Raw genomic sequence first — 12,239 nt, forward strand, 5'->3', positions numbered from 1 at the left:
GTTAATACAAAAGGCAGCGAGAGGCTCATTCGCTGCCTTTTTTCGTGAATATAGGTCAATACACAAGCGCGAGAATAATCCCCGCCACGATAGAAGTAACGCCAAGCCCTCGGGTGAGATACCATTTCTCAGACAGAAACCAAATCCCCATAAACAACCCAAACACAATGCTGATTTGCCTTAGTGCCACCACCAAACTCACGTTGTCAGTCATGGTCATCGCAAACAGCACCAAGCCGTAGGTGGATGCCATCATTACCCCTGCCATGCTGGCTGTTTTGCGGATCTGCCACGCTGTCTTAATCTCATCTGGCTTGCCTGTAGCCAAGCACCACACAAGGGCAGGAATACCAATTGCCCAAAACTGCACGCCTAAGTAAAAGATCGCACTGTACTGATCATTCAAGATCTCTGATGCTTGCCCTGTAAGTAAACTCAGCGCTTCTTTATCGACCACCGAGTAACCCGTTGTGCCTATTGCGGCAATTAATGCCCAGAACACACCGACGTTCAAATAGGAGCCCAATGTCATTTGACGAAAATTCGTCAGTGGCACCAGCATACAACCAAGGGTAATCAGCAAGAACCCAAGCCACTGCTGACTGGATAATTCATGTCCCAATGCCACACTGATTGCGCCGACCATCATCACTGGCAGTGCCCGAGCAATGGGATAAACCACACCCACGTCAGCATGCTTATAAGCGACAATCAAACCAACCAGATAAACCATTTGTGAAATGCCGCTAATGAACAGCAACCCCCAAAACTCACTCGGTAATGATGTCCAGCCAATGGTTGCCAAATACCAAATCAAATAAGGGGTAAGAATGAAACATGCAGAAAAGCTGGCGGCCATAGTAAACGCGAGTCCAGAGCCTGAGTTGCTTTTACCAAGGATATTCCAACCCGCATGGAGAACAGCAGAAAAAACGACGAGACCAATCGCCAACAAATCCATTTCAATGTTCCTGTCTGAATAAAATAAAGGCCCCGAGATGGAGCCTTAGATAATGAGAAAATCCACTTAACGATTGAGTTCCGCCAGAGATTCAATGCTAATGGCATCGTGTCGCCAATATTCGATATCGCAATCAATCAACTCACCGTGTTGGTTGTAGTTGATGCGTTCCACCACCATCGCGGGCGTGCCGGCTGTCGCGCGCAGTGCCTGAGCCATTTCCCCCAACAAGGTGCTGGTTGAAATACGGTAGCGAATCTTTTGATACGTCACGCCATAATGCTCGCGGTAAATGTCCGTCAGTGAATTTGATAAATCGTAATCCAGCAGGTTCGGAAAAAGCTCTGGGCGAATGTAGTTTGTTACGAACACCACAGGTCTATCCTCAAGGTATCGCACACGGTCGACTCGATACACGTCCGAGAAAGGTTGCAAGTCCAGCAAGCGCGCGGCTTGTTTGTTTGCCAACGTCCCTTTTGCTGCGACCAACTCCGTTTTTGGCACACGATTTTGCGCTTTCGCCATGTTCGGGAAGTTCAGCGTTTGGGTTGGGTCGTAACGCAATGGCTCAGGTGAGATAAACCAACCTCGGCGATCTTCGCGATAGATTCGACCTTCCGCTTCTAGCAATGATAAAGCTTCACGCAGAGTGACGCGTGTAGTATCGAACGACTCAGCCAACTTACGCTCTGCTGGCAGTTTTTGACGCGGCGATAGCATGCCTGCTTCAATCTGTTCAACAATCGAATCTTTAATTTTTACGTATTGCACGAAGTGTCCTTATCTTTTGCGCCAAGCTTGTGTGCGATTCTCTAACAATTTACCCAAAGTCATCTGAACAATCTTCGCAATTGCGGCAGCCATCATGATCATCACAGCCATTGCCGCTGCAGCGCCAGTTTGACCTGCATCGTCCATATTCAGAATCGAGACCGAAGCCGGAATCGTATCGGTTGAGTAAAGGAATACTACCGCAGAAGTGGTGGTCAATGCATTAACAAACAAGTAAGTCGCAATGTCCAAAATCGCAGGTAAACACACAGGTAATGTCACTTTAAAGAACAACTTGTATTGAGGAAGCTTCACCGATGCCGCCGTGGCTTCAATCTCCGATGGCAACTGCTTTAGCGCTGTCAGGGCGGTCATGTGACCCACTGTGTAGTAATGCACTACCGTGTTAATTACCAAGAATGCCATGGTGCCATAAAGCACGTCCAGAGGATTGTTCGCATCATTGAAGTAAAAGATGTAACCCAAGCCAAGCACCATACCCGGAACTGCCATTGGCACCACGCTGAGCATTTGCATCACTTGGCGAATTGGACCAAACGCACGCCCTTTCTCAATGCAGTAAGCACCGACAAAGATGATGGCTGTACCAATAACTGCCGTCCAACCTGCCAGCGTTAGCGAGTTGAAGAATGGGCTCCAACCGTAAGTGCTCATTTCAGCAAAGTTGTAGTTGTTTAGCGTCAACGCTTTGTTCCAAGGCCAGAACGTAACTAACGAGCCATACACCGCCATGCCAAGCACTGCGAGCACTGCGATAGAAATGATGCTGCAGTAAACCAAACAAATGCTGTCGCGCGCTTTGTTAGGTTCTGGCTGATAAGGCACCGAGCGAGTGTCAAATAAGCTCTTTTGCTTTTTCTGAACCCAGCGGTCTGCGCCGAACGCCATTACCGCAGGGAATAGAAGCATAATGCTGGTCACCGCACCCATGGCAAAGTTTTGCTGTCCCACAACTTGTTTGAAGATGTCAGTCGCCAAAACGTTGTAGCTGCCCCCAATCACTTTCGGCACACCAAAGTCCGTGATAACAAGTGTAAAGACGACGATAAGCGTACTGATCAAACCATATTTCGCCGCAGGTAACGTCACCATAAAGAAAGTTTTGATTGGTGAGGTTTTAAGTGCGCGGGCTGCTTCATACAAACGGGCATCTGAAGTGCGCAGCGAAGTGGTTAAGATCATCAATGCATGAGGGAAGGTCCAGAAAATCAAACCCATCGAGATACCAATCACGCCGTAAATCGAGTTTCCTAACAGCATCTCTTTGGCAATGCCTTGATTACCGAAAAGGAAAATCAAACTGATCGCTGGTAACAACGAAGGCGCGAGAATCGGCGCAGTACCTAGGATTTGAAACAAACCTTTAAACGGCATGCATGAGCGAGTCAGCGCGTAGGCATATCCAAACGCAAGCACACCCACTACCGAGGTCACAATCACGCCTAAAGTGAAGGTGTTACCTACCGATACCCATAAGCTTGAAGAGGAAAAGTACGTCGCAAAGTTTGCCAATCCGACAAATTCGCCATTGGCATTTTGCACACTCTTGGTCAACATTGCCCAAAGCGGCATTAAGATGAAAATCACCATCATGGTCGACAAGCCAGCGAGCAAACCGAACAACACAAGGTTGTCGCGGCTAACACGTCCGAGTAAGGATTTTGCTTTGTCTTGTGTGGTCAGGCTATTCATCGTCATTGTCTTCGCATCCATGTTTACACCTACGCTGCTAACGCTTTATCAACCGAGGGCACGGCGTAACCATGCAGCCCTTCTTCAGCAAACTGGATGTAACGTACATCGCCCGTCTTGATATTGAGTTTTTGAACCGTTTCCACAGGCACATCCACGACGATGGTTTTCGTTGAGCTGTCGTTTTGCAATACGCAATCAATACGGAAAAACGCCCCCAAAAACTCGGTTGCGGTAACTCGCACTGGTAAAGAGTTGTTGTAGTTTTCAACGAACTTGATGCTTTCAGGACGCACCGCAAGGTCGAAGCGGTCACCGCGTTGGATCTTACGATTAGTCAAGCTTGGCGCTGGCATCAAGGTTTCTGCAATTCGTACTTGGGAATCCGTTGCGACTGAGGTTTCAATAAAGTTCATGCTGCCGACAAACTCAGCAACAAAGCGCGTGGCTGGTTGTTGGTAAATCTCTTGAGGTGTGCCAACTTGCTCAATCACACCATGTTTCATTACCACGATACGATCCGCCATCGACAACGCTTCATCCTGATCGTGCGTAACCATGATGGTGGTGATGCCAAGCTTGCGTTGCAGCTTGCAAATCTCATCACGTAAGTGAACACGCACTTTTGCATCCAGCGCTGACAGCGGCTCATCCAATAACAGTAAACCCGGAGATAGCGCTAATGCGCGAGCGAGTGCTACACGCTGCTGTTGACCACCAGAAAGTTGGTTAGGGAATTTCTCGCCAGAGGTTGGAAGACCAATGGTTTCTAACCAGTAATCTACTTTCTCTAGCGCTTCTTTGGTCGACATACCTTGGTTCTTCAAACCCACTGCAATATTCTCTTGCACAGTTAGGTTCGGAAACAGCGCGTAAGATTGGAATACGATGCCGAAATCGCGCTTCTCTGGTGGTAGGAATGTGGTCTCTTGACCGTTTTGAAAAATCGCACCAGACGTTGGCAAGTCTAAACCTGCAATGGCACGTAGCAGAGTGGTTTTACCGCAGCCAGAAGGACCAAGAAAACAAACAAACTCGCCCTTTTCAATCGCTAGCGAGATTTTCTTTAATGCAGTGAACTGTCCGAATTGCTTCACTACATTTTCGATATTTAGGTAATGTTGGTTAGTTGACATAACACACGCTCCAGATGGTATATACCAACTTTAGTTTTGGAGTGTTACGTTCCAATGACAAATTTATAGCCAGAAGATGACAAATAGATGAAGGGAGATGAGAGTGGTAATTAGAGATTCCCGACTTTCTTAAGTCCGTCATTCCAGCGAACCTAGGTGAGACTAGGAATCTACTTGCAGCAAACTCTGAAATAACATAGAAAACAAAAAATCCACCTCAACCGAGGTGGATTTCAGTATTCAACTCAAAGCAAATTCAATTAAGATTTTGGCTCTGATTTCGCGTCAAATTTCTCAGACCATGCCGTTAGAATCTCTGCACGCTTGCTGCCCATTTGCGCAAAGTCCATCTTCGCCATGTTCTCTTGAACATTAGGGAAGTTAGACACAGTAGCTTTCACTTCTTTATGTGCAACCACTGGGTACATTTCTACGTAAAGCTCGTTTGCCGCTTTAGAGATTGACCAGTCGACAACACGTTTCGCTGCATCCGACTCTTTTACTAGACCAACGGCTTCTGATTCCCAACCGATGCCTTTTGGTGTGATCACCGCTAGTGGCGCGCCTTGTGTTTTCAACTTCGCGCCGCGGCTTGCCATCGAGATACCGATAGCCACTTCACCCATACCCGCTTGAACACATGGCTTAGAACCCGAGTGCGTGTAGTGTGCAATGTTCTTGTCTAAGTCACGCATGTAGTTCCATGCCTGATCTTCACCCATGTTTTGTAGCCACGCAGAAACTTGCATGTAGCCAGTGCCCGAAGACGCAGGGTTCGGCATTGCAATGTGACCTTTGTAAACCGGCTTCGTTAGGTCTTCCCAAGATGTTGGTTTCGGTAGGTTAAGTTGTTTCGCTACCGCTTCGTTGAAACAAACTGCGTTAAAGAACGCATCGTTACCGAACCAAGCTTGGTTTGATTGAGGGTCGTTTAGGTTCGCGTGCAGCTCTTCCAAACCTTTTGGTGTGTAAGGCTTAAGAAGACCTTCATCTTTAAGCAGTGCCATTGACGAGCCAGCCAGACCCCAAACCACTTCTGCTTGAGGGTTATTCTTTTCTGCCAGCAATTTCGCCGTCATGATACCTGTTGAATCACGAACCCACTTAATCTTGATATCTGGGTTATCTTTCTCAAACGCAGACTTGTATTTAGCAAGAATGTCAGTTTCGAAAGCGGTGTAAACCGTGACTTCCTGTGCTGCCATTGCATTCGTAGCTAGCAGAGAGACAAGTGCAGCCAGCGATCCTTTCATCAAACGGTTTTTCATCATTTTCTCCAGTTAATTTGGCTAAGTTTTCGTTTGGTCTGTACCAGTTGACGATATACACCCTACTGAGCCTTTGTGACGAAATCATGACCATTAAATGGCAGTTTTACGAAAATTTGCGCTGAATAATCGTTCAATTGATCCGCCATTTTCTGGATATTAAAGTTTTATGAAATTGGAGATTCGCCTATTTACTGCCCTTTTCTTCCTCGCTAAAGTGAACTCGAAATTTGGTGTAGACCAATTAGCCTATTCTGATGGAAATCGAGATGAAAAACGAATACCTACTACTGACTCCAGGTCCTCTATCTACTTCTGAAACGGTACGTGAAGCCATGCTAAAAGACTGGTGTACTTGGGATGATGAATACAACAAAGACATTGTAGAAGTGATCCGCACTAAGCTTGTAAAACTGGCGACGGAGCAAGACGGCTACACCAGTGTACTAATGCAAGGTAGCGGCACCGCATCAGTCGAAGCAACGATTGGCAGTGCCATTGGCAAAGATGGAAAATTGTTGGTTGTCGACAACGGTGCTTACGGTGCGCGTATCGCTCAGATCGCTGATTACCTAAATATTCCATGCCATGTAGTTTCCCCAGGCGAAACATCACAGCCACACTTGAACGAGGTGGAAACTGCATTGGCATCGGACCCTGCGATCACACACGTGGCGATTGTTCACTGTGAGACAACCACTGGCATGCTGAATCCAATTGAGGCATTTGCTTCTGCAGCGAAAGCACACGGTAAAGTCGTGATTCTCGATGCCATGTCGAGCTTTGGTGGCATTCCTATCGATATCGCAGAGCTAGGCATCGATTTTATGATCAGCTCTGCAAACAAATGTATTCAAGGCGTACCGGGTTTTGGCTTTGTGATTGCAAAACAAACTGAACTCGAAAAGTGCCAAGGTCAGGCACGTTCTTTGAGCCTTGATCTTTACGACCAATGGCATTGCATGGAAGTGAACCACGGCAAATGGCGTTTTACGTCTCCAACGCACACAGTTCGCGCTTTCTACCAAGCATTATTAGAGCTGGAACAAGAAGGCGGCATTGAGGCTCGTCATAACCGTTACCAAACTAACCAGAAAACACTGGTTGCAGGAATGCGTTCTCTGGGGTTCGAACCACTACTGAGTGATGACCTTCATTCGCCAATCATCACTTCTTTCTACTCTCCGACGCACAGTGATTACCAGTTCAAAGCGTTCTACACACGTTTGAAAGAGCAGGGCTTCGTGATTTATCCGGGTAAAGTATCGAACGCAGATTGCTTCCGCATCGGCAACATTGGCGAAGTTTACCCAGCAGATATCGAGCGCTTAATCGGTGCGATTGAAAAAGCAATGTACTGGCAAGTTGCTTAAAGCAGCCTTCTGATTGAGAGAGCGTTATGACTCAGAATATCAAACCGACCCATTTCCGCAGCGAAGGTGATGTCAACACGACACCAGCGCGCCAAGCTTGGAATGCATCGATGGACGACGAACGCACGCAAGCTTTGTTGAAGCGTGATTCGGAGGTCTTTCTTCATCAAGCCATGTCAACGCCTTGCTTAGATACCTTGGAAGCAGCAGAAGGCATCTACATCCAAGACGCCACCGGCAAAAAGTACATGGACTTCCATGGCAATAACGTCCATCAGTTGGGCTACGGTCATCCGCATGTGATTAAACGTGTGCAAGAGCAAATTGCCAAACTGCCGTTTTCACCACGTCGTTTTACCAATGAAACCGCAATTGAGTGTGCCGAAAAACTTACCCAAATATGTGGCGGCGAATTGAATCGCGTGCTGTTTGCGCCGGGTGGCACATCTGCAGTGGGCATGGCACTTAAACTAGCGCGCCATATCACGGGCAACTACAAGGTGGTGTCTCTGTGGGATTCCTTCCACGGCGCATCATTGGATGCCATCTCAGTGGGCGGCGAAGCGTGTTTTCGTCAAGGAATGGGACCATTAATGGCAGGTGTTGAACGCATTCCACCAGCCATATCTTACCGTGGCGCTTTCCCAATTGCGGACGGCAGCGACGTGCATTACGCCGACTACCTTGAATACGTGATTGAGAAAGAAGGCGGCGTGGGCGCATTTATCGCAGAAGCGGTTCGTAATACCGACGTACAAGTGCCGAGCAAAGCCTACTGGAAACGCATTCGAGAAATCTGTGACAAACACAATGTCATGTTGATCATCGACGACATCCCGAATGGCATGGGTCGCAGCGGAGAATGGTTTACCTACCAAGCCTATGACATCGAGCCAGATATGCTCTGCATCGGTAAAGGTTTGGGCGGAGGATTAGTGCCTATCGCAGCCATGGTAACCAAAGACAAATACAACACTGCCGAGCAAATCTCCATGGGTCATTACACTCATGAGAAAAGCCCTATCGGTTGTGCTGCGGCACTGGCAACCATGGAAGCTATTGAGCAAGACGGTTTGCTAGACAAAGCTAAAGCTGACAGCCAGTTCATGCGTGACAAGCTGCTAGAAATGAAAGCCAAATACCCAGTAATTGGCGATGTGCGCGGCATCGGCATGCTTTGGGGTATTGAGCTAGTCACCGACCATGAGGGCAAGCAGCGCGCCTACGACGAAGCCGAGGCCGTGCTGTACCAATGCCTCAACAACGGAGTGAGTTTCAAGGTATCGCAAGGTAACGTGATTCAACTCAGCCCACCGCTGATCATCACTCACGAACAGCTGACAGAAGCGTTGGCAATTTTCGAAGAAGCCATCGCCAAAGTGTGCAAAGACTTTAACTACTTTTAGGGTCAATAGACCTCAACAAAACCAATTATCCAGAGCGCGGTTCCAACGTGAAGACAAGCCCTCTGGCAAGCAAGAAAAAGGATTGAACATGAGCAATTCACCAATTCAAGCAGTGATCTTTGACTGGGCTGGCACTATCGTCGATTTCGGCTCTTTTGCGCCAACCAGTATCTTTGTGGAAGCGTTCAAACAAGGCTTTGATTTTGAAATCGACCTTGAAGAAGCGCGCGAACCAATGGGGCTTGGTAAGTGGGAGCACATCCAAGCGGTGGGTCGCATCCCTGCGGTTGATAAGCGTTGGAATGAGAAGTTTGGTCGCTCAATGACCAGCGAAGACATCGACGCTATCTACGCAGCATTCATGCCGCTGCAAAAAGCAAAAGTGGCTGACCACGCAGAGCCAATCCTTAATGCGATTGAAGTTGTGAACGGTCTGAAAGACAAAGGCATCAAGATCGGTTCTTGTTCTGGTTACCCTCGTGAAGTGATGGATGTGCTGATTCCTGTGGCTGCGGATTACGGCTACAAACCAGATTACGTAGTAGCAACGGATGACCTGCCGCAAGGTGGTCGCCCAGCACCATTTATGGCACTGAAAAACGTGATTGAGCTGAATGTTACCGACGTTAATGCGTGTATCAAAGTGGATGACGCCGCACCGGGCATCGATGAAGGTCACAACGCCGGTATGTGGACCGTTGGTTTGCTGCTTTCTGGTAACGAAGCAGGTCTAACGTTTGAAGAATACCAAGCCGCGGACGAAGCAACGCTTGATGCCGCTCGTGAAAAAGCGCGTGCAAAACTGCTCAAGAGCTCGCCGCACTACCTTATCGATACGATCGCTGACTTCCCAGAAGTGGTTGCAGATATCGAACGTCGCCTAGCGGCAGGTGAACGTCCTTAGTCTTCATCTTCCACAAATAAATGAAACAAACGCCCCGCACGTGAGGGGCGTTTTTCTTTTTGGTACTATCTTAAGAAAGTTTGGCTTATTGAAGCGTATTTCCGTTAGATAGCAGCTTTCTTGTCGGCTCTTGCTCAGTGTATTCGACCGCATCGTGAGCGGCGAGCTTATCGACTTCCGCCTGTTCACCCACCACAATCAATACGTGTTGTTTCACCAGAGCGTCGACCACTTCAATGTTGTGCTGACGAAGAAGCGCTCTCACTTCGCTCTCTTTTCCTTCATGATACTTAACAAAGTAACGTGCAGGTTGCTGCTCGGCTTGATCTTGGCGTTCATCCACGAGAGGAAATCCTTGATTGTTTGCCAAGCTGCTTGAGCTCAGTCCGATTGCCAATAGTGCGGTAGCGCCTACCGCAGACAAAGAAAGTAAGGTCAACTTCTTCATAGCCACTCCTTATTGAAAGGTCAGAGTCCAACTGTTGATGGTGCCTGTGTCTCTTCTGGCACTGTCCACCGCTTTTAGTTCCCATGTACCTTGCGATTCAAAACCAGAAAAATCCGCTTGGAACGTATTTTTTATATCGTTAGCGCTGCCGCCGGTATTATTGTGAAGTACAACTTCTCCACCAGTCGGTGACGTTAAAGTCACTCGTAGATCACCGATGTAAGTGTGGCTAATATCAACGTCAATACTTACTGTGCCTGAATCACCAGAGCGATCGACTTCTACTGCACTGATTGCGCCAGAAGATTTATTATCTGGAATCGCGACAGGGCTGGTATTTGAGAAGCTAGAATCCGAAGAGCTACCACCATCAGGTCCATTACAGCCAGCGTCCAAGAACAGCTTCGCCGCTTCAGCATTAACTAGGCCGTGGCCAGTACGGTTGTCTCGACCAGCAACATCAATATCTGTTGCAGTTTTCACTAGGGCATTACGCACTTGCGCTGCTGTACAGGTTGGGTGGTAACTCCACACCAAGCCAGCTACGCCCGTTACGTGCGGTGTCGCCATTGATGTACCATTGTAGTATTCGTAATCTTCACCAGAGGTTGTTGCAACAGTAATTTCCTGACCAACATACCCCAACAGCTCTTGACCAAATGCACGATCAACCGTTACCGAAACCATACGATAAGCGTTGTTTGTGTCTACCAAGAATGGGTTTTGTAAACCAGGTAGTTCAGAGTTGCTGTATACGATTGCAGCTCGCGCACCCGCATTGTAACAAGCCTGAACCGCATCCACTTCAGGGTAGTTTCCTGAAGACTGGTTGCCAATACGCTCAGTCAAACAAATTTTGCCCGACATATCACCACAGTTAACGTTACCGCCAGATACATCACAGCTATCTAGCGTTGCCGTTACTGAACCCGCGATTGGATCCGGAACATACGAAGAACCGTTATTGATCAAACGATTGTGAGGAACAATCCCACGATCAAACTGACTGACACCATTCAAGGTAATATCAGAAAGTTTACCTTCACCTACCGTAACCGTTGATAAGATCGCCACACCCGGGCCTGAGATCTCAACTTGACTAGTAGATTGTGAGAACGCTGCATGATCATTTTGATTATCAACAGCCGCAACAGACATCACTGAGTCATAAGAAGCTGGATAGCTGTGCGCTGTATTGCCATCATTACCCGCAGCGGCGATCAATAGAACGCCTTGATCGTAAATATTTTGCAGTGCATTTTGCTCAGTTCGGCTTGATTGACTACCACCAAGGCTCATGTTCACAACGTTAGCACCATTATCGGCACAGGTCTGGATTGCTTTAACAAGCCCAGATGAGTAACCCCAACCCGATTCGTTAAATACTTTCACGATGTGCAAATTCACATTCTGGTTTGGCATCACACCCTTTACACCTTCGGTGTTGGCAATCGCAGCAATCGTACCCGCGACGTGAGTACCGTGGGCATTGTTGTTACCCGGATCACTCCATGATCCCGTACCACTATCGTTAGTACCAGCAACGCGGTTACCGCTTAGGTCGTTGTGCGAAATGTCGTACCCTGAATCGATAATACATACAGTGCGATTACCCGCATTGAAGTCAGCTAGCAGTTGAGCATTAACCGCTTCATATCCCCATGGGGTCGTTTCGCTGAGCAAATAGCGAGGTGGATCGACTTCCACGTATTCCACATCACTACGATTGCGAAGCGGCTCTAAGTCATCGCCATCCAGTTCAACGCTGTAAATGGCGCGATTGCCCAGTTTTTCCACCTTACGTGCCTTCACCTGTTCTAGAACAGACTCCTGCGCGATTCGTGGCCCCCAGAATGAGTTACCACCCATTGAAGAACGGCTGACTGCATCTTCTTTGAATTTGACGATGTACTTCGTCGGTAACTTAGATTCATCAAATCCCATTGGTGGAGCCGCAAACGCTGACATCGAAGTGGTCAGTGCTATTGCTACAGCAGACAACGAAAATAAGCCTTGTTTTTTACTTGTTGTGTAGTGCATTTGCCCTATTCCTTATTTGAGCTAATTTTTATTCACTATATTCTCATGAAAAGTCATCATCATGATGTTTGCATGAGAGCTTCAGCTATAGTTTACAGAGCAAAAATGCCAAACAATTTGTTTCATGAATATACAAATTTGTACAAAAGATCATTCAATAAACACTTTAAGTTAACATTAAAAATCATCAACAAAACCTTATAAAGCAATTACTTAATT

Annotated in this window: 10 protein-coding genes; 3 read left to right on the forward strand and 7 right to left on the reverse strand. The window is 47.5% G+C overall.

Annotation, left to right across the window (positions count from 1 at the left end):
* Positions 1–55: 55 nt before the first annotated feature.
* The 5 genes from R7E47_RS06045 to R7E47_RS06065 form a co-directional block, all read right to left on the reverse strand.
* Entirely contained in the window at positions 56–961 is a 906-nt protein-coding gene (locus R7E47_RS06045; protein ID WP_225455338.1) for an EamA family transporter, read from the reverse strand.
* 66 nt (positions 962–1,027) lie between these two features.
* The gene (gene phnR, locus R7E47_RS06050) at positions 1,028–1,732 is read right to left on the reverse strand and encodes a phosphonate utilization transcriptional regulator PhnR (RefSeq protein ID WP_005374048.1); all 705 of its coding nucleotides are present in this window, start codon (positions 1,730–1,732) and stop codon (positions 1,028–1,030) included.
* 9 nt (positions 1,733–1,741) lie between these two features.
* The gene (locus R7E47_RS06055; RefSeq protein WP_104980389.1) at positions 1,742–3,466 is read right to left on the reverse strand and encodes a putative 2-aminoethylphosphonate ABC transporter permease subunit; all 1,725 of its coding nucleotides are present in this window, start codon (positions 3,464–3,466) and stop codon (positions 1,742–1,744) included.
* An 8-nt stretch (positions 3,467–3,474) separates the two neighbouring features.
* A complete protein-coding gene (locus tag R7E47_RS06060) occupies positions 3,475–4,581 on the reverse strand; it encodes a putative 2-aminoethylphosphonate ABC transporter ATP-binding protein (protein WP_256900355.1) in 1,107 nt (368 codons plus the stop codon).
* Between the two features lie 260 nt (positions 4,582–4,841).
* The gene (locus tag R7E47_RS06065; RefSeq protein ID WP_171342663.1) at positions 4,842–5,852 is read right to left on the reverse strand and encodes a putative 2-aminoethylphosphonate ABC transporter substrate-binding protein; all 1,011 of its coding nucleotides are present in this window, start codon (positions 5,850–5,852) and stop codon (positions 4,842–4,844) included.
* Positions 5,853–6,118: 266 nt separating this feature from the next.
* Here R7E47_RS06065 and phnW point away from each other — a divergent pair, with 266 nt between their 5' ends.
* The 3 genes from phnW to phnX all read left to right on the forward strand — a co-directional run bounded on the left by phnW (position 6,119) and on the right by phnX (position 9,532).
* A complete protein-coding gene (gene phnW / locus R7E47_RS06070) occupies positions 6,119–7,222 on the forward strand; it encodes a 2-aminoethylphosphonate--pyruvate transaminase (protein ID WP_005432490.1) in 1,104 nt (367 codons plus the stop codon).
* Positions 7,223–7,248: 26 nt separating this feature from the next.
* Entirely contained in the window at positions 7,249–8,628 is a 1,380-nt protein-coding gene (locus tag R7E47_RS06075) for an aspartate aminotransferase family protein (RefSeq protein WP_318083973.1), read from the forward strand.
* Positions 8,629–8,716: 88 nt separating this feature from the next.
* Positions 8,717–9,532, forward strand: a complete 816-nt coding sequence (phnX, locus tag R7E47_RS06080) for a phosphonoacetaldehyde hydrolase (protein ID WP_318083974.1) — start codon at positions 8,717–8,719, stop codon at positions 9,530–9,532.
* Positions 9,533–9,617: 85 nt separating this feature from the next.
* On the opposite strand, the gene R7E47_RS06085 is transcribed toward phnX, so the two are convergent.
* The gene (locus R7E47_RS06085) at positions 9,618–9,980 is read right to left on the reverse strand and encodes an ATPase (protein WP_318083975.1); all 363 of its coding nucleotides are present in this window, start codon (positions 9,978–9,980) and stop codon (positions 9,618–9,620) included.
* Between the two features lie 9 nt (positions 9,981–9,989).
* Positions 9,990–12,020, reverse strand: coding sequence for a S8 family serine peptidase (locus R7E47_RS06090; protein WP_206949453.1), 2,031 nt, complete (start codon positions 12,018–12,020; stop codon positions 9,990–9,992).
* Between the last annotated feature and the right edge of the window lie 219 nt (positions 12,021–12,239).

The sequence above is a fragment of the Vibrio sp. Vb1026 genome (assembly GCF_033338745.1).
Lineage (GTDB): Bacteria > Pseudomonadota > Gammaproteobacteria > Enterobacterales > Vibrionaceae > Vibrio > Vibrio alginolyticus.